The organism is Defluviimonas sp. SAOS-178_SWC (assembly GCF_039830135.1).
GTDB lineage: Bacteria > Pseudomonadota > Alphaproteobacteria > Rhodobacterales > Rhodobacteraceae > Albidovulum.
In genome coordinates this window covers 102,880-124,187 of sequence record NZ_CP156080.1, presented here as the reverse complement: position 1 = coordinate 124,187, position 21,308 = coordinate 102,880, and the positions used below count along the sequence as shown (strand labels likewise).

The following is a 21,308-nucleotide window of genomic DNA, read 5'->3' as shown; positions in this document are numbered from 1 at the left end:
CCCGCCGGCAGCAAATCCTACCCAAAAAAACACATGTGCGTCCGCGCTGAACGGACAGCCGAATTGCGGAGAAAGAACGATGGCAGCTGACGATCCTAAGGCGGCAAAGCGCCAGGAGGCGCTCGACTATCACGAATTCCCGAAACCCGGGAAACTCGAGATCCGGGCGACGAAACCCATGACCACGGGGCGCGACCTGTCGAACGCCTATTCGCCCGGCGTCGCGGAAGCCTGTCTCGAGATCGAGAAGACGCCCGCAGACGCGGCGCGCTATACCGCCAAGGGCAACCTCGTCGCCGTCATCTCGAACGGCACCGCCGTGCTCGGCCTCGGCAATATCGGGGCGCAGGCGTCGAAGCCGGTGATGGAGGGCAAGGCGGTTCTCTTCAAGAAATTCGCCGGGATCGACTGTTTCGACATCGAGGTGAACGAGAGCGACCCCGAGAAGCTGGCCGACATCGTCTGTTCGCTGGAACCCACCTTCGGCGCGGTCAACCTCGAAGACATCAAGGCGCCCGATTGCTTCCTCGTGGAACGACTCTGCCGCGAGCGCATGAACATTCCGGTCTTCCACGACGACCAGCACGGCACCGCCATCGTCGCCGCCGCCGCGGCCTATAATGCGCTGATCGTGGCGAAGAAGAAGGTCGGGGAGATCAAGGTCGTCGCGCTCGGCGCCGGCGCGGCCGGGATCGCCTGCCTCAAGATGCTGATGGTCATGGGGGTGAGGAAGGAAAACATCACCATGCTCGACAGCAAGGGCGTGGTGCATACGGGGCGCAACGACCTCAATGCCGAAAAGCAGGAATTCGCCAAGAAGACCGAAATGCGCACCACGATGGAGGCGATGGAGGGCGCGGACCTGTTCCTTGGCGTCTCGGGCCCCGGCCTTCTGACCAGGGAGATGGTCGCCAAGATGGCCGCCGATCCGATCATCTTCGCACTGGCCAACCCGGTGCCGGAGATCATGCCGGAAGAGGCACGCGCCGCCGCGCCGGGGGCGCTGATCGCCACCGGACGCTCGGACTATCCGAACCAGGTCAACAACGTCCTGTGCTTCCCCTTCATCTTCCGCGGCGCGCTCGATGCCGGCGCGACCGAGATCAACGACGCGATGAAGCTTGCCTGCGTCGAGGCGATCGCCGGGCTGGCGCGGGAAACCGCCTCGGCCGAGCTTGGCGCCGCCTATCAGGGCGAACGGCTGACCTTCGGACCGGAATACCTGATCCCGAAGCCCTTCGACCCCCGGCTTCTGCCCACCATCGCGACGGCCGTCGCGAAGGCCGCCATCGATTCCGGCGTCGCCACGCGCAAGATCGACTTCGACGAATACCGCTCGCACCTTCAGGGGCAGGTCTTCCGTTCGCACACGATCATGCGGCGGGTCTTCGACACCGCCCGTCAGGCGCAGCGCAGGGTGGTCTTCGCCGAGGGCGAGGACGAGCGCGTGATGCGCGCGGCCCAGTCGCTCCTGGAAGAGCGGATCGACACGCCGATCCTGATCGGCCGCCGCTCCGTGGTCGAAGCCCGGCTGGAGCGGGCGGGCCTCAAGATCCGGCCCGGCGCCGATTTCGAACTGGTCGATCCCGAGGATGATCCGCGCTACCGCGACTACTGGACAACCTATCACGAGATCACCCGGCGCCAGGGCGTGACGCCCGACCTCGCCCGGGCGGTGCTGCGAACCAACACCACGGCGATCGCGGCCGTGATGGTGCATCGCGGCGACGCCGACAGCATGATCTGCGGCACCTTCGGCCAGTATCGCTGGCACCTGAACTACGTCACTCAGGTCCTGTCGACCGACGAACTGCACCCGATCGGGGCGCTGTCGCTCGTCCTTGTCGATCAGGGGCCGCTCTTCGTCGCCGACACCCATGTGACCGCGGAACCGACGGCCGCGCAGATCGCCGACACCGTCGTCGCGGCCGCGCGCCATGTGCGCCGCTTCGGGGTGGAGCCCAAGGTCGCGCTCTGCTCCGGGTCGCAGTTCGGCAACCTCGACAGCGCGTCGGGCCGGGCCATGCGCGGCGCCATGGCAATTCTCGACGGCCAGACCGTGGATTTCGAATACGAGGGCGAGATGCACACCGATGCCGCGCTCGACGGCGACCTGCGGGAACGGCTGTTCCCCGGCGGAAGGCTGACGGGCCGGGCCAATGTGCTGGTCTACGCCAACACCGATGCCGCCGGCGCCGCCCGGAACATCATGAAATCGGTCGCAAACGGCCTCGAAGTCGGCCCGATCCTGATGGGGATGGGCAACCGCGCCCATATCGTCACGCCCGCGATCACCGTCCGCGGATTGCTGAACATCTCGGCGCTCGCCGGATCCGCCGTTTCATCCTACGGCTGACAAGCGCCGCCCGGCGGAAGCCAGACCGCCGGATCATAACCCAATCATCAGTTTTCCGAGGAGGAGAAGACAATATGGCAACCGATGCTACGTTTGACGCCGTCAACGAGATCCTGCCACCGCCGAAGCTGTTCACGCTTGGCCTGCAACATGTGCTCGTCATGTATGCGGGCGCGATCGCCGTCCCCCTCATCGTCGGGCGCGTTCTCAAGCTTGAGCCGGAACAGGTCGCGTTCCTAATCTCGGCCGACCTGTTCGTCTGCGGCCTTGTGACGATCATCCAGTCGCTCGGCGCGTCGAAATGGTTCGGCATCCGGCTTCCGGTGATGATGGGCGTGACCTTCGCCTCGGTCGGCCCGATGGTGTCGATTGCCATCGCCAACCCCGGAACCGACGGCGCGCGGATGATCTTCGGCGCCATCATCGGCGCCGGTATCATCGGCATGCTGATCGCGCCCTTCGTCGCCAAGATGCTGCGGTTCTTTCCGCCCGTCGTCACCGGCACGATCATCCTGGTGATCGGCGTCACGCTGATGCGGATCGGGATCAACTGGATCTTCGGACTTCCGGTCGGCCCCACCGCGCCGAAGATCATTAACCCCGAACACACGGCCTGGCTGGATGCGATCAAGGCGCTGCCGGGGGCGCCGGAACTGCCCAAGGGTCTGAACATCGCGCCGTCGATGGACAACCCGCTCTACGCGTCGGGCACCAACCTCGCCATCTCGGCGGCGGTTCTCGTGTCGATCATCCTCGTGATGAAATACGCGCGCGGCTTCTTGGCGAACATCTCGGTGTTGATCGGCATCATCGTCGGCGGCGTCGTCGCGGCGGCGCTCGGCCTGATGCATTTCGACAAGGTGGCGAACGCCGGCTGGTTCGAGCTGATCACGCCGTTCCGCTTCGGCCTGCCGATCTTCGATCCGGTCATGATCCTGACCATGACGCTCGTCATGATCGTGGTGATGATCGAATCGACGGGCATGTTCCTCGCGCTGGGTGAGATGTGCGGCAAGAAGATCGAGCGCCCGTCGCTGTCGGCCGGCCTCAGGACCGACGGTCTTGGCACGCTGATCGGCGGCCTCTTCAACACCTTCCCCTATACGTCGTTCAGCCAGAATGTCGGCCTTGTCGGCGTCACCGGCATCCGCTCGCGTTATGTCTGCGTGACCGGCGGCGCGATCATGATCGTGCTCGGCCTGGTGCCGAAGATGGGCGCGCTGGTCGAATCGCTGCCGGTGGCGGTGCTCGGCGGTGCGGGCCTGGTGATGTTCGGCATGGTGGCCGCGACGGGCGTCCGGATCCTCGGTTCAGTGGACTTCAAGGTCAACCGCAGCAACGGGTTCATCGTCGCCGTCTCGCTCGGCATGGGGATGATCCCGCTGATCGCGCCGGACTTCAAGATGCACATGCCCCATGCGATCCACCCGCTGATCGACTCCGGCATCCTGCTCGCCTCGATCTCGGCGGTGCTTCTGAACATCGTCTTCAACGGCGGTCAGGAAGTCAGCGAAGATGAGCTGCGCGAGGCCGCGATGAAGGCCGATAGCGGTCACTGACAAGTCCGTGCCGCCCGGCCTGCCGGGCGGAGGACACCTAAATCTGGGGAAGGCGCGGATGCGCCTTCCCCTTTTCAGTTCTCAACACGCGTCCTGACAGCAACCCGAAGGTCGTTCCGCATGCTTCTTCCGCTTTCCCTCCTCTTTGTCGGCGCGGTCCTGTTCCTGAACGGGATCTGGATGTCGGGCCGGATTGCCGACCGCGAAATCGTGATTATCAACGTGGTCGTTGCGGTGATCACCGCCGCCGTCGCGGCGGACGGCGTCTTCGGCGCGACCGACCCCGCCGCCGTGAAGTCGGCGGCGCTGACGCTACTCTTCACCACCACCTATCTCTGGGTCGCCTACAACCGGATCACCGGGGTCGACGGCCGCGGGCTGGGCTGGTTCAGCCTCTTTGTCGCGATCACCGTGGTGCCCGTCGCCATCGAGGAGACGCTTGGCGCCGACAGCCTTCTCGCGCTCTGGCTGGGTCTCGCCTGGGCCGCCTGGGCGGTGCTGTGGTTCATGTATTTCTTGCTGCTCGCGCTGCAACGGCCGATCGGCGGCGCAGCCACGCTGGCGACGCTTCTGTGCGGCATCTTCACCGGCTGGCTTCCGGCACTCTGCATGTTTTACGGCGTGCTGGCCTGACCCGCCGCCGATGGCGCGGCGCCAGACAGGAAAGCCCCGGCCAACAGGCCGGGGCTTTCACGTTTCTTCCGGTCGCCGGAGTCCGGCGGCGTGGCTCAGGGATTGAATTCCTCGCCCTCGAACTCGACCGAGACCTCGATCGCGCCGGTGCGGCCGGCGTTGAGCATGGTGAAGATGATGTCGGCGCCAGCATCGGCCTCGGCCGCGGCGACACGGTGGGACAGTTCGTTATCGTCCTGATCGCCGGCAAAGATGGTCAGGAACCTGGCGTCCGGCTTCACGTGCATCAGGCCGTTGTAGAAGCCGCCGCGCCCCTTCAGCCCCGGCTTGACGCGGATGCCCGAGATATGGCCGACGGTTCCGGTCTTGGTCGTCAGCCCCGCGAGCGCCCCGGCCAGCCAGGCGGATTCCTCCTGCATCACCTTGTAGCTCGACAGGTTCGGGCCGGTGACACCGCCCTGCACGACAACGAACTTGATGTCGGGAAATTCTGGCGCGACTTCTTCCATCGCAGAGGAGTTCTGGCCGCCATGGGCGATCACCAGATCCGGCCCGGCGGCCGCGAGCAGCGCCGTCGCCAGGATTCCTCGTCGGGTGAAGATCATTTCGCGTTTCCTCCAGAATGTGGCGGCCGTGAACCGCCGGTTGACGTTGCAGGAGCGGACAACCGTCCGCCGCAAGGCGCGGATGCGCCCTGCGTGATCACTTGTACGGAACCCGCGCAATAGCGGGTGCTGCTTGCTGAAGTCCGTTCAGTGCCGCTTTTTCGGCGGCATCAGATCGGTGATCGTTCCCTCGAACATCTCGGCGGCGAAGTTGACCGTCTCGCTCAGCGTCGGATGCGGATGGATCGTGTGGCCAAGGTCGACCGCATCGGCGCCCATCTCGATTGCCAGCGCCACCTCGGCGACCAGGTCGCCCGCATTCGGGCCGACGATCCCCGCGCCGATCACGCGGTCGTCGCTTTCATCGAAGAGCACCTTGGTCAGACCCTCGGAACGGCCAAGCGACAGCGAGCGACCGGACGCGGCCCAGGGGAAGACCCCCTTGCCGACCTTGATGCCCCGTTCTTTCGCCTGCGCCTCGGTCAGACCGACCCAGGCGACCTCGGGATCGGTATAGGCGACCGAGGGGATGACGCGGGCATCGAAGTGGCGGTTCTGGCCGGCTGCGGCCTCGGCCGCGACCTTGCCTTCGTGCACCGCCTTGTGGGCCAGCATCGGCTGGCCGACGACATCGCCGATGGCGAAGATATGCGGCACGCCGGTGCGCTGCTGGGTGTCGACGGCGATGAAGCCGCGATCATCGACCGCGACGCCGGCCGCCTCGGCATTGATCAGCTTGCCGTTGGGCCGCCGCCCGACGGCGACCAGCACCTTGTCGAACGTATCGGTCGAGCTTTCGCCCTTGTCGTTCTCGAACGTGACCTTGAGACCGGATTTCTGCGCTTCGACCGCCGTGACCTTGGTCTTCAGCAGGATCTTTTCATAGCGGCCCTCGATCCGCTTGTGCAGCGGCTTCACGATGTCCTTGTCGGCACCGGGAATGATCTGGTCCATCAGTTCGACGACGGTGATCTTCGATCCGAGCGCGTCATAGACGCAGGCCATCTCGAGCCCGATGATGCCGCCGCCGAGGACCAGCAGGCGCTTGGGAATGCCGTCAAGCTCGAGCGCGCCGGTGGAATCGATCACACGCGGGTCGTCATGCGGAACGAAGGGCAGTTTCACCGGTTCGGACCCGGCCGCGATGATGCAGGTGTCGAAGCTGACCTTCGTCGTCTTGCCGTCCTTCTCGACCTCGATCATGTTCGGGCCGGTGAAGCGGCCATAGCCCTTCACGACCTCGACCTTGCGGCCCTTGGCGAGACCCGAAAGCCCGCCGGTGAGCTGATTGACGACCGAGGCCTTCCAGCCCGCCAGCTTGGCGATGTCGACCTTGGGCTTGGCGAAGGTGATGCCGTGATCCGCCATCTCCTCGGCTTCGGTGATGACCTTCGCGGCGTGCAGAAGCGCCTTGGAGGGGATGCAGCCGACATTGAGGCAGACGCCGCCCAGCGTGGCGTCCTTTTCGATCAGCACGACCTTCTTGCCGAGATCGGCGGCGCGGAAGGCGGCCGTGTATCCGCCGGGGCCGGAGCCGAGCACGACGACCTCGCCATGGATGTCGCCCTTGCCCGACGCGGTTCCGGTCGCGGCGACGGATTTCGGGGCTTCGGGCGCGCCCGGCTTCGGCGCCTCGGCCGCTCCCGCGCCTTCGAGGACGAGGATCAGCGCGCCTTTCGAGACCCTGTCGCCCTCCTTGACCTTGATCTCCTTGATCGTGCCGGCGGCCGGGGAGGGCACCTCCATCGTCGCCTTGTCCGATTCAAGCTCGATCAGCGGATCCTCGGCGGCGACGGTGTCGCCGACCGAGACAAGGATCGAGATGACCGGGATGTCCTTGAAATCGCCGATATCGGGGACTTTGACTTCCATGACGGCCCCCTCAGAGCATCAGGCGACGGACGTCGCCCATCACATGTTTCAGCGTGGCGCAGAAGCGCGCGGCAAGCGCGCCGTCGATGGCGCGGTGATCATAGGACAGCGACAGGGGCTGCATCAGACGGGGGACGAACTTGCCCTTCTTGCCGGCCTCGGGATCCCAGACCGGCGCCATCTTGGACCGCGTAAGCCCGAGGATCGCCACCTCGGGCGCGTTGACGATCGGGGTAAACGAGGTGCCGCCGATCCCGCCCAGCGACGAGATCGTGAACGAGGCGCCCGACATGTCGTCGCCCTTGAGCTTGCCGTCCCGCGCCTTTGCGGAAAGCTCGCCAAGCTCTTTCGAGATCTCGATGATTCCCTTGCGGTCGGCATCGCGGATCACCGGCACGACCAGCCCGTTCGGCGTGTCTGCGGCAAAGCCGATATGGTAGTAGGACTTGCGGATCAGCTTGTCGCCATCCGGGTGGATGGAGCTGTTGACTTCCCAGTGGGCCTTCAGCGCCGAGACGCTTGCCTTGATCACGAAGCTGAGCAGCGTCACGCGGTAGCCCTCGGGCTTGGCGGCGGTGTCAAGCTCCTTGCGGTAGGCATCGAGGCCGGTGATGTCGGCTTCCTCGTTATGGGTGACATGCGGGATGTTGAGCCAGGACCGGTGCAGCGCCGGGCCCGAGAGCTTCTTGATCCGCGGCATTTCCACGTCCTCGACGGGTCCGAACTTCGTGAAGTCGACAGCCGGGATCGGCGGGATGCCCATGCCGCCCTGAACGGCGCCGCCGCCGGCGGCGGCGGGGACAGAGCTGGATTTGAAGAATGTGGTCACGTCCTCGCGCAGGATGCGGCCCTTGCGGCCGGTTCCGTTGACCCGCGACAGGTCGACATTGAGCTGGCGGGCGAAGGCACGGACCGAGGGCGAGGCATGTGCCTTGCCGAACCCTGCATCGGTGACGGGTGCCGGGGCCGCAACGGGCGCGGGGGCCGCTGCGGCGGCAGGTGCCGGCGTTGCGGGGGCGGCAGGCGCCGGGGCAGCGGCGGCTGCGGGTGCAGGGGCCCCGGCAGCGCCGGCGTCCTCGAGCAGCAGGATCAGCGAGCCCTGCGAAACCCGGTCGCCTTCCTTGACCTTGATCTCCGCGATTTTGCCGGCGGCCGGAGAGGGAACCTCCAGCGTCGCCTTGTCGCTTTCCAGTTCCACCAGGGGATCCTCGGCGGAGATCACGTCGCCGACGCCGACCAGGATGTTGATCACCGGGACATCGGAGAAATCACCGATATCGGGCACTTTCACTTCGGTTGCCATGTTCTGTCTCCTCTTGCCCGATCACGCCAGCCGGGGGTTCGGCTTGCCGCCGTCGATGTCATATTTCTTCAGGGCCGCTTCGAGATCCTTCTTCGTCACGGCGCCCTCGCGGAAGAGGTCCACCATCGCGGCCGCCGCGATGTGGTGCGCGTCGACTTCGAAGAAGCGCCGCAGGTTCACGCGGCTGTCCGATCGCCCGAAGCCGTCGGTGCCGAGAACGGTGAAGCGGTTCGGCACGAAGGCGCGGATCTGCTCGGCGTAGTTCTTCATGTAGTCGGTCGCCGCGATCACCGGGCCCTGGGCCTTCGCCAGCTGCTGGGTGACGAAGGGCACGCGCTGTTCCGCGAAGGGATTGAGCCGGTTGATCCGGGCGCAGTCCTGTCCGTCGCGGGCCAGTTCGTTGAGGCTCGTGGCCGACCAGATGTCGGAGGTGACGCCGAAATCCGCCTGAAGCATCTCGGCGGCCTTGATCGCCTGCATCAGGATCGTGCCCGAGCCCAGCAGGTTGACGTGCTTCTTGCCGGGCTTCCTGGTTTCGCGAAGCCGGTAGAGACCCCGCACGATGTCCTCCTCGACGCCCATCGGCATGTCGGGATGGGCGTAGTTCTCGTTCATCAGGGTCAGGTAGAAGAAGACGTCGTCCTGATCGGCATACATCCGCTTCAGCCCGTGATGGACGATGACCGCCACCTCGTAGCTGAAGGTCGGGTCGTAGGTGATGCAGTTCGGGATGGTCCCCGCAAGGATGTGGCTGTGGCCGTCCTCGTGTTGCAGCCCCTCGCCGTTCAGCGTGGTCCGTCCGGCGGTGCCGCCCAGCATGAAGCCGCGGCAGCGGCTGTCGCCCGCCGCCCAGGCAAGATCGCCGATCCGCTGGAAGCCGAACATCGAATAGTAGATGAAGAACGGGATCATCGGCACGCCGTGGTTGGAATACGACGTCGCCGCCGCGATCCAGTCCGCCATCGCGCCCGCCTCGTTGATGCCTTCCTGAAGGACCTGACCGTCGGTCGTTTCCTTGTAGAACATCATCTGGTCGGCATCCTCGGGCGTGTAGTTCTGCCCAAGCGGGTTGTAGATGCCGGCTGAGCGGAACAGCCCCTCCATGCCGAAGGTGCGGCTTTCGTCGGGCACGATCGGCACCACATGCTTGCCCACGCCCTTGTCGCGCAGCAGCGTCGTCAGGATGCGGACGAAGGCCATCGTGGTCGAGATCTCGCGGTCGCCGGTGCCCTTGAGCTGGCCCTCGAACTTGTCGAGCGAGGGGATGTCAAGCTTCGGCGTGTCGCGCCATTCGCGCTTCGGGAAGTCGCCGCCAAGCGCCTTGCGGCGATCGGCAAGGTAGGACTTCTGCGCGTTGTTGAGGCTGACGAAGGGCGCCTTCGGCAAGTCCTTGTCGTCGATCGGGATCTGGAACCGGTCGCGGAAGGCGCGCAGCTGATCCTCGGCCAGCTTCTTCTGCTGGTGGGTGATGTTCTGCCCTTCGCCGGCCGTGCCCATCCCGTAGCCCTTGACTGTCTTGACCAGAAGGCAGGTCGGCTGGCCCTTGGTTTCGGTGGCGCGCTTGAAGGCGGTGTAGACCTTTTCGGGGTCGTGGCCGCCACGGCGCAGCGCCCAGATCTGTTCGTCGGTCCAGTCCGCGACAAGGGCGGCGGTTTCGGGATACTTGCCGAAGAAATGCTTGCGGATATAGGCGCCGTCCTTCGACTTGAAGGTCTGGTAGTCGCCGTCGACGGTTTCGTCCATCAGCTGGCGCAGGCGGCCCGTGACGTCCTTTTCCAGCAGTTCGTCCCAGCCCTTGCCCCACAAGAGCTTGATCACGTTCCAGCCGGCGCCGCGGAAGTCGCCCTCAAGCTCCTGCACGATCTTGCCGTTGCCCCGGACCGGGCCGTCGAGGCGCTGGAGGTTGCAGTTGACGACGAAGATCAGGTTGTCGAGCCCCTCACGCGCGGCAAGGTCGATGGCGCCGCGGCTTTCCGGTTCGTCCATCTCGCCGTCGCCGAGGAAGCACCAGACCTTGCGGTCCGCCATGTCGATGAGGCCGCGGTTGTGCATGTATTTCATGAACCGCGCCTGATAGATCGCCATCAGCGGGCCAAGGCCCATCGAGACGGTCGGGAACTGCCAGTAATCCGGCATCAGCCAGGGATGCGGATAGGACGACAGCCCGCCGCCCGCGACCTCGGAGCGGAAATTCTCCAGCTCGGCCTCGCTGATCCGGCCCTCCATGAAGGACCGTGCGTAGATGCCGGGGATCACATGACCCTGGAAGAACACCAGATCGCCGCCGTGAATGGCCGATTTCGAGCGCCAGAAGTGGTTGAGCCCGATGTCGTACATGACCGCCGACGAGGCGAAAGAGGCGATATGGCCGCCATATTCGCTCGATTCCTTGTTGCGCCGCACGACCGTCGCCATCGCGTTCCAGCGGTTGATGGTGCGGATCCGCCACTCCATCTCCAGATCGCCGGGGAAGTCGGCCTGACCATCGGCCGGGATCGTGTTCTGGTAGGGCGTGGTGGAGGAAAACGGCAGCGTCGCGCCCGCGGCGCGGGCCTGGCTTACGGCCTGGTCAAGCAGGAAATGCGCGCGGTTGGCGCCGTCGCGCTCGATTACGTCGGCAACCGCGTCGCGCCATTCCTGGGACTCAAGCGGATCGATGTCGATAAATTTCTCGGTCATGAATGCGCCTCCAAGGACGTCTGGAAGGCTCGCCCGGGCGAGCCGGTGATATTCAGATTCAACGCGCGCCGGTTACGGCTGCTGCGGGGTCGCACTGTCGATCACGAAGGGTTCTTCGAACCAGTGTTCTTCCAGATTCGGCCCGTCCCCGATGCGGTCTACGACGATGTATTGGCCGGGTTTTTCGACCGGCGCGAGAACGCCGTGCCAGACGCCGCGCAGGAGATTGATTGACTGGCCGGGGCCGGTGACGAAGGCCTTGAGGTTCACCGGACGGCCATCCTCGTCATCGGCGACGATGACGAGGAACGGCACGCCGCTGAGCGGGATGAAGGCCTGGCTGCCATCGGGGTGGCGCTCGACCATGTCGACGACATGGGGAAAGGTCCGGGCCTTGGCGTCGAACAGGCTGATGCCCGCGCGACCTTCATGAAAGTCGAGGCGCGCGCGGTCGTGGTGACGGCCGCACATGCCCTGGTTGATCAGCTTGTCCGGCGCGCCGGCGACCTCGATGACGTCGCCATAGGGTTCGAAGGCGGCCTGCGTCAGCGGTTGCGGAACCAGCTTCCGGGCCATCAGGGCAGGATGTCCAGAAGCCGGAACTCGGCGATGCGCTCCACCTGGGCGCAGGCCTCGGCGAACTCGGTGTCACGGTCATTGTCGATCCGGCGCCGGAAGGCGGCGAGGATCGACGCCTTGTCGTGGTCGCGCACGGCGATGATGAACGGGAAGCCGTGCTTTGCGACATAGGCGGCATTCAGATCGGTGAAGGTCGTGCGTTCGGCGTCGGTCAGCGCGTCAAGCCCGGCGCTGGCCTGTTCGCTGGTCGATTCCGCGGTCAGGTGCCTGGCCTGCGCGAGCTTGCCGGCAAGGTCGGGGTGCGCGGTGAGAACGCCGAGGCGCTCCTGTTCCGAGGCGCTGCGGAAGACCCGGCAAAGCGCATTGTGGACGCCCGCCGCGCAGTCATGCGCCGGGCCCAGTTCCAGGCCCCAGGCGCGTTCGGCGATCCAGGGCGAATGCTCGAAGATCGAGCCGAACTTGCCGACGAAGGCGGCCTTGTCCATCTGGCTCGGCCGGTCCCGGCGGGCCTGCGGCGGGTGATTGGCCGCCCAGTGCCGGGCAATGTCGATCCGGCGCGGGCACCAGACGCCCGCGAAGCCCTGGATATAGTCGATGAACCGCTTCAGCCCGGCGATCTTGCCCGGCCGGCCGATCAGCCGGCAATGCAGCCCGATCGACATCATCTTCGGGGCTCCCGCCTCGCCCTCGGCATAGAGCGTGTCGAAGGCGTCCTTCAGATACTGGAAGAACTGCTCGCCGGTGATGTAGCCCGGCGCGGTGGCAAAACGCATGTCGTTGGCTTCGAGCGTGTAGGGAATGATCAGCTGATCGCGCCCGTCGGCATCCAGCCAGTAGGGCAGGTCGTCGTCATAGGTGTCCGAGATGTAGTCGAAGGCGCCGGTCTCGGCCACGAGGCGGACGGTGTTGACGCTGCACCGGCCGGTATACCAGCCGCGCGGGGCCTCGCCGGTGACTTCGGTGTGCAGTCGGATCGCTTCGGCGATGGCGGCGCGCTCCTCGGCCTCGGGCATGTCCTTGTGCTCGACCCATTTGAGGCCGTGGCTCGCGATTTCCCAGCCCGCCGACTTCATCGCCGCGACCTGTTCGGGGCTGCGGGCCAGCGCGGTCGCGACCCCATAGATCGTCAGCGGAATGCCGGCGCCGGTGAACAGCCGGTGCAGCCGCCAGAATCCCGCACGCGCGCCGTATTCGTAGATCGATTCCATGTTCCAGTGGCGCTGGCCCGGCCACTGCGCCGCGCCGGGAATGTCCGACAGGAAGGCTTCGGAAGCGGCGTCGCCATGCAGGACGCAATTCTCGCCGCCTTCTTCGTAGTTCAGAACGAATTGAACGGCGACCCTTGCATTGTCGGGCCAGTTTGCCGACGGCGGATTGGCGCCGTGGCCACGCATGTCGCGGGTATACCGATTCACATTGTCCTCCGAGATCTCTTTCCTTCCTTGTAATGCAGTATAATCCGTTTGCTTTTCTCAAAATTATTGAAGGAGCTTTTTGTGTGTTCGCTATGTGAACTGTAGCGTCATCGGGTCACAATGCCACCATATCGGAGGAGGCACTGAAATGGCTGGCTATCTTACAACCCATGTTCTCGACACCGCACGTGGATGCCCGGCGCAGGGAATGAAAATCGACCTCTACCGTATCGACGGCGAAGAGCGCAGCCATATCCGCACCGTCGTGACAAATAGCGATGGCCGGACCGACGCGCATGTTCTGCCTGTGCCCGAATTCCGGACCGGCACCTACGAGCTTGTCTTCCATGCCGGTGCATATCTCGACGAGGTCGCGGTGCCGTCCGAAGACGTGCGTTTCCTCGATGTGATCCCGCTGCGCTTCGGCATGTCGGAGCAGATGCACTATCACGTGCCGCTTCTGCTGTCGCCGTACAGCTATTCTACGTATCGCGGCAGCTGAACGGTTCAGGCGCCGTCTACTGGGCAAGGGCGCTCTGGATCCGGCCCACCATGAAATCGATGAAGAGTCTGGCCTTGGGGTCCTGCCTCCGGCGGTGCGAATAGAGGCAGGCCATCTGGATCGGGACCGGCGGTTCGTCCTTCAACAGGGGAACCAGCCGGCCGCTTTTCAGATGCTCGGTGATTTCGAAGACGGGCTTGAGGATGATCCCCAGGCCCTTCAGCGCCCAATTCGTCAGGACGTCGCCGTGGTCGCATTCATACGGGCCACTGACCGGAATGCGCTTGATCCCCTCCGACGTCTGAAGCGGCCATTGAAACTCCGGTGCCCCGGGATACCGTAGATTGAGGCAATCGTGCCGGTCGGCCAGCAGGTCGGCGCTGCTCGTCGGCGCCCCCCTGCGCGCGATGTATTCGGGCGCCGCGCAGAGAACGCGTTCGCAATCCGCGATCTTGCGGATCCGCAGCGTGGAATCCTCGGGCAGTCCAAGGAAAAAGGCGGCGTCGAGCCCCTCTGCCGCCAGGTCCAGCTTGCGGTCGGACAATCTCAGGCGAAGGTTCACCTGTGGATAAAGCTCCCGGAAGGCCGGGGCGGCGGGCGCGACCAGCCGCTGCCCGACGCCGAGCGGCGCGGCAACGTACAGCGTCCCCCTGGGGTTTGCCGTGACATTGCTGATCTCTGCCTCCGCGTCATCGACGGCCTCGATGATCCTCAGGGAGCTTCGATAGAAGAGATGGCCCTGCTCGGTGGGATTCAGTTTTCGCGTCGAGCGCTGGAAAAGCCGCACATCGAGATGCGCCTCGAGCTGCGCGATCCGCGACGAGGCGACCGCCGCCGATATTCTCATGTCCCGCGCGGCCGCCGACATGTTCCGCAATTCGTAGACCCGCACGAACGTCCTGACATTGTCCAGATAGGCCATCCAGGAACTCTTTTGGATTTTTTGAAGCAGCTAGGATTATTTGCCGAATACAACATATAATCCGGTTGCGCTAGTGTCCTGACAGGAGTTCCGGGGGAGGTCGCCATGCAAGATATTGCCATCATGTGGGATTGGCTCGCATTCGCGGTGCGATGGCTCCACGTCATCACTGCGATCGCGTGGATCGGGTCGTCGTTCTATTTTGTCGCGCTCGACCTCGGCCTGCGCAAGGTGCCGCATCTGCCGGTCGGTGCGCATGGCGAGGAATGGCAGGTGCATGGCGGCGGTTTCTACCATATCCAGAAATATCTGGTGGCGCCGGAAAACATGCCGGACCACCTGATCTGGTTCAAATGGGAAAGCTATGCGACCTGGCTCAGCGGCGCCGCGCTGCTGATGATCGTTTACTGGGTGGGGGGAGAGCTCTTCCTGCTCGACCCGGCCAAGGCCGACCTCCAGCTCTGGCAGGGCATCCTGATCTCGGCCGGATCGCTGACGATCGGCTGGCTGGTCTACGACTTCCTCTGCAAGTCGGGCCTTGGCGAAAAGCCGACCGTGCTGATGCTGCTGCTCTTCGTTCTTCTGGTGGCGATGGGCTGGGGCTACAACGAGATCTTCAGCGGCCGCGCGACGATGCTGCATCTCGGCGCCTTCACCGCGACGATCATGACCGCCAACGTCTTCTTCATCATCATGCCGAACCAGCGCATCGTGGTGAAGGATCTGCAGGAAGGGCGCACGCCGGACCCGAAATACGGCAAGATCGCCAAGCTGCGTTCGACGCACAACAACTACCTGACGCTGCCGGTCGTCTTCCTGATGCTGTCGAACCACTACCCGCTGGCCTTCGCCACGGAGTACAACTGGATCATCGCTGCACTGGTGTTCCTGATGGGCGTCACGATCCGTCACTATTTCAACACAAGGCATGCGAACGCCGGCAATCCGACCTGGACCTGGCCCGTCACCGTCATCCTCTTCATCCTCGTCATGTGGCTGTCGACCGCGCCGCTGCGCCAGGACACGCTCGAGGAATCCGAGGCGCGGCCGCTGACGGCGACCGAGCAGGTCTTCGCCGCCGCCGCCGGGTTCGAGGATGTCACCGGCATCATTCCGGGCCGCTGCGGCATGTGCCACGCGCGCGAGCCGTTCTACGAGGGCATCCACCGCGCGCCGAAGAACATCCTGCTGGAAACGCCCGCCGACATCGCGCGGGCGGCCCGGCAGATCTACCTTCAGGCCGGGGTGACGCACGCCATGCCGCCGGCCAACGTGTCTTTCATGGAAGACGGCGAACGGGCCCAGATCGTGCGCTGGTACCGGGCGGCGGCCGAAGGGCTGCCGCTGCGCATCGCCGCGCAATAACGCGACGGCGACCGGATCGCCGCCATCCCGCCCGCAATGCGAAAGGCCGCCGTTCCTTCGGGAACGGCGGCCTTCGTGCAATGGCCCTACGGGAGGAGCGGCGCCGGCGGCGCGATCACGCCCCGGCCGTGTCCGCTTCCTTGCGCTCGCGCCTTCGGGCATGGAGCACCGGCTCGGTATAGCCGGAGGGCTGTTCGCGGCCCTTGAAGACCAGATCGCAGGCGGTGGCGAAGGCGATGCCGTCGAAGGCCGGCGCCATCGGGCGGTAGAGCGGATCGGCCGCGTTCTGGCGGTCCACTACCTCGGCCATCTTCTTCAGCGCCGCCATCACCTCCTGGCCGCCGACGACGCCGTGATGGAGCCAGTTGGCGATATGCTGGGCGCTGATCCGGCAGGTGGCGCGGTCCTCCATCAGGCCGACATCGTTGAGGTCGGGCACCTTGGAACAACCCACGCCCTGGTCGATCCAGCGGACGACATAGCCGAGGATGCCCTGGGCGTTGTTCTCCACCTCGCGCATGATCTGCTCGGGCGTCCACTTGCGGTAGGCGGCCAGCGGAATGTCGAGCACGGTGTCGACATAGGCCCGCCGCCCGCCCGCCCGCAGCCGCGCCTGCACCGCGAAGACGTCGATCTTGTGATAGTGCAGCGCATGCAGCGTCGCGGCGGTCGGCGACGGCACCCAGGCGGTGTTGGCGCCGGCCTTCGGACGCTCGATCTTCTGTTCCAGCATCGCCGCCATCATGTCGGGCATCGCCCACATGCCCTTGCCGATCTGCGCCTTGCCCGACAGCCCGCATTCCAGGCCGATATCGACGTTCTGGTTCTCGTAGGCGGTGATCCAGGCCTTGCGCTTGATGAAGTCCTTGCGGCTGAAGGGGCCCGCCTCCATCGAGGTATGGATCTCGTCCCCGGTGCGGTCGAGAAAGCCGGTGTTGATGAAGGCCACCCGGTCCTTCGCCGCGCGGATGCATTCCTTGAGGTTCACGCTGGTCCGGCGTTCCTCGTCCATGATGCCGATCTTCACGGTGTTCGCGGGCAGGCCCAGCACCGCCTCGACCCGGTCGAAGATCTCGGCCGCGAAGGCGACCTCCTCGGGCCCGTGCATCTTCGGCTTCACCACATAGACCGATCCCTTGACCGAGTTGCGCGCGCCGCCGGTCTTCTTCAGGTCGTGCAGCGCGATCGTCACCGTCACCATCGCGTCCATCAGCCCCTCGAAGACCTCGGCGCCCCCGGCGTCGAGGATAGCCGGATTGGTCATCAGGTGGCCGACATTGCGCACCCAGAGCAGCGCGCGGCCCTTCACGATGACCTCCGAGCCGTCCGGCGCGGTGTAGACCCGGTCGGGGTTCAGCCGCCGCGTCAGCCGGCGTCCGCCCTTCTCGAACGTGTCCTCCAGGTCGCCCTTCATCAGGCCGAGCCAGTTGGCATAGGCGCCGACCTTGTCCTCGGCATCGACGCAGGCGACCGAATCCTCGCAGTCCATGATCGCCGACATGGCACTTTCCAGCCGCACGTCGGCGAGGCAGGCCTGATCCCGCGCGCCGATGAAATGCGCCCGGTCGAAGACCAGCTCGACATGCAGCCCGTTGTTGCGCAGCAGCACCGTCTCAGGCGCCCTGGGATTGCCGCGATAGCCGACGAATTTCCCGGGATGCACCAGCGGCATGTCGTCGATCAGCAGTACGCCGTCCTTGACGTGATAGCGCCGCACGTCGGCATGGCTCGCCCCTTCGATCGGGAAGGCCTCGTCGAGGAACACCCGCGCCCGCGCCACCACCCGCGCGCCGCGGCCCTTTTCGTAGCCCCCCGCCGGCGGCAGGGAGCCCATGGCATCGGTGCCGTAAAGGCAGTCGTACAGACTGCCCCAGCGGGCATTCGCGGCATTCAGCGCATAGCGCGCATTGGTCACCGGCACGACCAGCTGCGGCCCCGGAACCGAGGCGATCTCGGGATCCGTGTCGCAGGTGCCGATCTCGAAGGCCGGGCCTTCGGGCAGAAGATAGCCGATCTCGGTCAGGAAGGCCTTGTAGGCCTCGGGATCGTGCGGCTGGCCGCGCCGCGCGACGTGCCAGGCGTCGATCTGGTGCTGGATCGCCGCGCGCTTGTCCAGAAGCGCCCGGTTGCGCGGCGTCAGGTCCGACACCAGCGCCGCGAATCCGGACCAGAAACGGTCGGCATCCATCCCCGTGCCGGGAAGCGCACGGTACTCGATGAAGTGAAGAAGCTCGGAATCGACCCGCAGGCCGTAACGGATGTCGCGTGTCATTGGGGTCCCGCTATTCAGTATACGAGTGTATGCAGTATGCAGATCCGTGTACCGCGAAAGCGCATAGGCGACAACCGCCGCTGCGCTCGCCGCCATCAGTTAATACCAGAAGCACTTTCAGGCAAAACCTAAAATGCCCGGCCTGGGGCGACCGCCGGACCCGCCCGCCCCAGACCACGGGGCGGGCGGTCGTGGTGCAGGGCCGGCGGATTATTCCTTGATGCCGGCCGATTCGATCAGCGGCGCCCAGACCTCGATCTGCCTCGACACGAAGGCGGTATAATCCTCGGTCGACATCGCCGTATGGGTGATGCCAAGCTCCCGCAGGCGGTCCTGCACCTCGGGATTGGCGAATACCGCCAGAACCGTGTCGTGCATCGTCGCGGCCATCGCCGGATCCATCCCGGCCGGCGCCGAAAGGCCGACCCAGTTCTCGATGACGATGTCGTAGCCCTGTTCCTTGAAGGTCGGGACGTCCGGCACCTCGGCGCTGCGCTCGGGCGAGGCGATGGCGATGGCGACCGCTTCCTTGTCCTCGATCATCTCCTTGTTCTGCACGACCATGTCGTAGAACGTGTCGAGCACGCCGGCGCGGAAATCCTGGATCGCGGGCGAGCTGCCCTGGTAGGGCACGTGCACCGATTCCACACCCAGCGCCTGGTCGACGGCGACGCCGAGGATGTGCGAGATGGAGCCGACGCCGCTGGAGCCGTAGGTGAAGGGCTGTTCCTTCGCCGCCGCGACATACTGGTCAAGCGTGGTGATGCCCGAGGCCGGCTGCACGAACAGCCCCGGCGAGGACGCCCCGATATAGGCGACATGGGTGAAGCTGCCGAGCGTATCGTAGGGGATCGACTTGAACCGGGTCGGGGCGATGGTGAAGGGGGCGTTGTTCGACAGGATCAGCGTGGTGCCGTCGGCGGGCTGCTGCGCCACATAGTCGGCGGCCACCGTGCCCGCCGCCCCCGGACGGTTGTCGACGACCGCCTTCTGGCCGAAATCGGTGTCGAGATGCTGCGCCAGAAGCCGCGCGACAAGGTCGCTGGTTCCGCCCGGCGGGAAGGTCACGACGATGCGCACCGGCTCGCTGCTCCAGGCGCCCGGCTCCGCGAAGGCGGCGGGGGCGGCGGCGATGGTGAGGGCAGCCAGGCTCGCCCCGAGAAACAGACGGCGATCTTTCTTCATGTGGTTTTCTCCTCCTGTTGGATCGCTTGTGCCTCCGCGCGGGCGCGGCGGCGGTTTCTTTCGGTCTTGTAGAGCGCGAAGATCAGGATCCCGGCCGTCACCGCGATCAGCGTGGCGCTGATCGGACGCTGCAGGAACACCATCGGATCGCCGCGCGACAGCAACATCGAGCGGCGCAGCTGTTCTTCCATCAGCGGCCCCAGCACGAAGCCCAGAAGCAGCGGCGCCGGTTCGAAGCGGAACAGGCGCATGACATAGCCCGCCGCCCCGATGACAAGTGTCAGCCAGATGTCGAAGACGTTGTTGTTAAGGCTGTAGACGCCCATGCAGATCAGCACGATGATCGTCGGATACATGTACTTGTAGGGGATCCGCAGCAGCCGGACCCACATCCCGATGAGCGGGATGTTGAGGATCAGCAGCAGGATGTTGCCGACGAGGAAGCTGGCCACCAGCCCCCAGAACATGTCCGGCTGTTCGACCAGCAGCCGCGGACCCGGCGTGATGCCGTAGATCATCAGGGCGCCGATCACGATGGCCATCGGCGGGCTTCCCGGCACGCCGAGCGTCAGCGTCGGAATGAACGCGGTCTGCGTCGCCGAGTTGTTGGCCGCCTCGGGGACGGCCACGCCGGGCACGACGCCGGTTCCGAATTTCGCGCGCTGCGGCGACACTTTCTTTTCCAGCGCATAGGCGAGGGCGGCGGCGATGGTCTGGCCGGTGCCGGGCAGGGCGCCGATGAACGAACCGATCGAGCCGCCGCGCAGGATCGGGCCGACAAGCGACTTCCACTCTTCCTTCGACGGGTAGAAGTCGCTGTAGTCGACGGTCTGGGAGTTGTCGCCCTTGGCGGCGGAACGGATCGACGCGATCAGCTCGGTCACGCCGAACAGGCCCATGGCGACGACGACGATGTTGATGCCGTCGCGCAGTTCGGGGATGCCCATCGTGAAGCGCAGGTCGCCGGTCGTCAGGTCGATGCCCATGGTGCCGAGCATGAGGCCCGCGACGACCATCGCGATCCCCTTCAGCGCGCCGCCGTTGCTGACGGCCGAGGCGGCGATCAGGCCGAGCAGGATCACCGCGAAATAGTCCGGCGGGCCGAAGGACAGGGCGAGCTTGGCCAGCGACGGCGACAGGACCGCGATGACGACCATGCCGATCATGCCGCCGCCGAAGGACGCCGTCGCCGTCGAGAAGAGCGCGACGCCCGCGCGCCCCTTCTTGGCCAGCTGATAGCCCTCGATCGCGGTGATGGAGGCCGCCGGCGTTCCCGGCACGTTGAGCAGGATCGACGCGGTGGAACCGCCATATTCGGCACCGTAGAACACGCCCGCGATCATCACGATCGCCGGTGTCGGGTCGAGGTAGAAGGTCAGTGGCAGGATCATGGCGATGGCCGCCATCGACCCGATCCCGGGCAGGACGCCGATGAAGGTGCCGATGAAGACCCCGATGAAGCAGTACATCAGGTTCGCGGGTTCCAGCGCGACCATCAGGCCATGCCCAAAGTTTGCAAGGATGTCCATGTCCTAGAACCCCATGAATGGCTTGAACGGAAGGTTCAGCAGCTCGATGAAGACGAGCCAGCAGCCGACCGAGACGATGGCGCCCAGTACCGCTTTGCCGCGAAACGGAAGCCGGCGGTCGGGTAGGCTGGCGACGACCACGGTGAGGAAGGTCGCGGGCACCAGGCCGATGCGGGCGGCGGTGGAGGCAAAGACCGCCAGCGCACCGGAAATGGCGAGGAAGGCGATCCAGTCCGGCGTGTCGGCAATGCCGTCGCCGCGCCGCTCCTCGATGCAGATCACCGCGGAGAGGATCGCCAGCACCGCGCCGGTGATGAAGGGGAAGGCGCCGGTGCCGAGCCGCGTCGGCACGCCAAGGCCAAGCTGCCATCCGCCAATCATGAAGATGATGCTGAGCACCAGCAGCATCGCGCCGCCGATCTCGCCGCCCCAGCCCAGGGCGCTGTGCTCTTCCCCGCCGCCGCCGGCGGGGTCGTCCCGCGTCTCGCTTTCCGAAGTCATCCTGAAGTCCTCCCCTGGCTTCTTGCGATGG

At 65.4% G+C, this 21,308-nt stretch carries 16 protein-coding genes; 5 read left to right on the top strand and 11 right to left on the bottom strand.

Annotation, left to right across the window (positions count from 1 at the left end; genetic code table 11):
• Window positions 1-79: 79 nt before the first annotated feature.
• From V5734_RS00640 to V5734_RS00630, 3 genes are all read left to right on the top strand, one after another.
• Entirely contained in the window at window positions 80-2,356 is a 2,277-nt protein-coding gene (locus V5734_RS00640) for an NADP-dependent malic enzyme (protein ID WP_347309602.1), read from the top strand.
• A gap of 74 nt (window positions 2,357-2,430) precedes the next feature.
• On the top strand, window positions 2,431-3,915 hold the full coding sequence (locus V5734_RS00635; RefSeq protein WP_347309601.1) for a nucleobase:cation symporter-2 family protein: 1,485 nt from the start codon (window positions 2,431-2,433) through the stop codon (window positions 3,913-3,915).
• A 120-nt stretch (window positions 3,916-4,035) separates the two neighbouring features.
• Window positions 4,036-4,548 (top strand): AmiS/UreI family transporter, encoded by a 513-nt coding sequence (locus tag V5734_RS00630; protein ID WP_347309600.1) that lies wholly within the window; start codon window positions 4,036-4,038, stop codon window positions 4,546-4,548.
• Window positions 4,549-4,643: 95 nt separating this feature from the next.
• Here the strand turns inward: V5734_RS00630 and V5734_RS00625 are convergent, their stop codons facing one another.
• The 6 genes from V5734_RS00625 to puuE form a co-directional block, all read right to left on the bottom strand.
• A complete protein-coding gene (locus tag V5734_RS00625; RefSeq protein WP_347309599.1) occupies window positions 4,644-5,153 on the bottom strand; it encodes a BMP family ABC transporter substrate-binding protein in 510 nt (169 codons plus the stop codon).
• 147 nt (window positions 5,154-5,300) lie between these two features.
• Window positions 5,301-7,025: a dihydrolipoyl dehydrogenase gene (lpdA, locus tag V5734_RS00620; RefSeq protein ID WP_347309598.1), complete on the bottom strand. Its 1,725-nt coding sequence runs from the start codon at window positions 7,023-7,025 to the stop codon at window positions 5,301-5,303.
• A 10-nt stretch (window positions 7,026-7,035) separates the two neighbouring features.
• Window positions 7,036-8,328 carry a dihydrolipoyllysine-residue acetyltransferase gene (gene aceF, locus V5734_RS00615; RefSeq protein ID WP_347309597.1) on the bottom strand — a complete coding sequence of 431 codons (1,293 nt, stop codon included), beginning with the start codon at window positions 8,326-8,328 and terminating at the stop codon, window positions 7,036-7,038.
• Between the two features lie 21 nt (window positions 8,329-8,349).
• Window positions 8,350-11,007, bottom strand: coding sequence for a pyruvate dehydrogenase (acetyl-transferring), homodimeric type (gene aceE / locus V5734_RS00610; RefSeq protein ID WP_347309596.1), 2,658 nt, complete (start codon window positions 11,005-11,007; stop codon window positions 8,350-8,352).
• A 72-nt stretch (window positions 11,008-11,079) separates the two neighbouring features.
• Entirely contained in the window at window positions 11,080-11,583 is a 504-nt protein-coding gene (locus V5734_RS00605) for an ureidoglycolate lyase (RefSeq protein WP_347309595.1), read from the bottom strand.
• On the bottom strand, window positions 11,583-13,001 hold the full coding sequence (puuE, locus tag V5734_RS00600) for an allantoinase PuuE (protein ID WP_347309594.1): 1,419 nt from the start codon (window positions 12,999-13,001) through the stop codon (window positions 11,583-11,585). The genes V5734_RS00605 and puuE overlap by 1 nt, the downstream gene beginning before the upstream one ends.
• Window positions 13,002-13,149: 148 nt before the next feature.
• On the opposite strand from puuE, the gene uraH reads away from it, so the two are divergent.
• The gene (uraH, locus tag V5734_RS00595; protein WP_347309593.1) at window positions 13,150-13,503 is read left to right on the top strand and encodes a hydroxyisourate hydrolase; all 354 of its coding nucleotides are present in this window, start codon (window positions 13,150-13,152) and stop codon (window positions 13,501-13,503) included.
• Between the two features lie 16 nt (window positions 13,504-13,519).
• On the opposite strand, the gene V5734_RS00590 is transcribed toward uraH, so the two are convergent.
• Window positions 13,520-14,425 carry a LysR family transcriptional regulator gene (locus V5734_RS00590; RefSeq protein ID WP_347309592.1) on the bottom strand — a complete coding sequence of 302 codons (906 nt, stop codon included), beginning with the start codon at window positions 14,423-14,425 and terminating at the stop codon, window positions 13,520-13,522.
• A gap of 105 nt (window positions 14,426-14,530) precedes the next feature.
• On the opposite strand from V5734_RS00590, the gene V5734_RS00585 reads away from it, so the two are divergent.
• Window positions 14,531-15,790, top strand: a complete 1,260-nt coding sequence (locus V5734_RS00585) for a urate hydroxylase PuuD (RefSeq protein WP_347309591.1) — start codon at window positions 14,531-14,533, stop codon at window positions 15,788-15,790.
• Between the two features lie 115 nt (window positions 15,791-15,905).
• On the opposite strand, the gene V5734_RS00580 is transcribed toward V5734_RS00585, so the two are convergent.
• The 4 genes from V5734_RS00580 to V5734_RS00565 form a co-directional block, all read right to left on the bottom strand.
• Window positions 15,906-18,062: a malate synthase G gene (locus tag V5734_RS00580; RefSeq protein WP_347309590.1), complete on the bottom strand. Its 2,157-nt coding sequence runs from the start codon at window positions 18,060-18,062 to the stop codon at window positions 15,906-15,908.
• Window positions 18,063-18,272: 210 nt separating this feature from the next.
• A complete protein-coding gene (locus V5734_RS00575; RefSeq protein WP_347309589.1) occupies window positions 18,273-19,247 on the bottom strand; it encodes a Bug family tripartite tricarboxylate transporter substrate binding protein in 975 nt (324 codons plus the stop codon).
• The gene (locus V5734_RS00570) at window positions 19,244-20,776 is read right to left on the bottom strand and encodes a tripartite tricarboxylate transporter permease (protein WP_347309588.1); all 1,533 of its coding nucleotides are present in this window, start codon (window positions 20,774-20,776) and stop codon (window positions 19,244-19,246) included. Before V5734_RS00570 ends, V5734_RS00575 begins: the two co-directional genes overlap by 4 nt.
• Window positions 20,777-20,779: 3 nt before the next feature.
• A complete protein-coding gene (locus tag V5734_RS00565) occupies window positions 20,780-21,277 on the bottom strand; it encodes a tripartite tricarboxylate transporter TctB family protein (RefSeq protein WP_347309587.1) in 498 nt (165 codons plus the stop codon).
• Window positions 21,278-21,308 lie beyond the last annotated feature (31 nt).

Bases quoted from the DNA above. Each gene is read 5' to 3' on its own strand.
- V5734_RS00640 (WP_347309602.1), top strand. From the start codon at position 80: ATGGCAGCTGACGATCCTAAGGCGGCAAAGCGCCAGGAGGCGCTCGAC.
- V5734_RS00635 (WP_347309601.1), top strand. From the start codon at position 2,431: ATGGCAACCGATGCTACGTTTGACGCCGTCAACGAGATCCTGCCACCG.
- V5734_RS00570 (WP_347309588.1), bottom strand. From the start codon at position 20,776: ATGGACATCCTTGCAAACTTTGGGCATGGCCTGATGGTCGCGCTGGAA.
- V5734_RS00575 (WP_347309589.1), bottom strand. From the start codon at position 19,247: ATGAAGAAAGATCGCCGTCTGTTTCTCGGGGCGAGCCTGGCTGCCCTC.
- V5734_RS00605 (WP_347309595.1), bottom strand. From the start codon at position 11,583: ATGGCCCGGAAGCTGGTTCCGCAACCGCTGACGCAGGCCGCCTTCGAA.
- V5734_RS00625 (WP_347309599.1), bottom strand. From the start codon at position 5,153: ATGATCTTCACCCGACGAGGAATCCTGGCGACGGCGCTGCTCGCGGCC.
- V5734_RS00565 (WP_347309587.1), bottom strand. From the start codon at position 21,277: ATGACTTCGGAAAGCGAGACGCGGGACGACCCCGCCGGCGGCGGCGGG.
- V5734_RS00590 (WP_347309592.1), bottom strand. From the start codon at position 14,425: ATGGCCTATCTGGACAATGTCAGGACGTTCGTGCGGGTCTACGAATTG.
- uraH (WP_347309593.1), top strand. From the start codon at position 13,150: ATGGCTGGCTATCTTACAACCCATGTTCTCGACACCGCACGTGGATGC.
- V5734_RS00630 (WP_347309600.1), top strand. From the start codon at position 4,036: ATGCTTCTTCCGCTTTCCCTCCTCTTTGTCGGCGCGGTCCTGTTCCTG.
- lpdA (WP_347309598.1), bottom strand. From the start codon at position 7,025: ATGGAAGTCAAAGTCCCCGATATCGGCGATTTCAAGGACATCCCGGTC.
- aceE (WP_347309596.1), bottom strand. From the start codon at position 11,007: ATGACCGAGAAATTTATCGACATCGATCCGCTTGAGTCCCAGGAATGG.
- V5734_RS00580 (WP_347309590.1), bottom strand. From the start codon at position 18,062: ATGACACGCGACATCCGTTACGGCCTGCGGGTCGATTCCGAGCTTCTT.
- aceF (WP_347309597.1), bottom strand. From the start codon at position 8,328: ATGGCAACCGAAGTGAAAGTGCCCGATATCGGTGATTTCTCCGATGTC.
- V5734_RS00585 (WP_347309591.1), top strand. From the start codon at position 14,531: ATGCAAGATATTGCCATCATGTGGGATTGGCTCGCATTCGCGGTGCGA.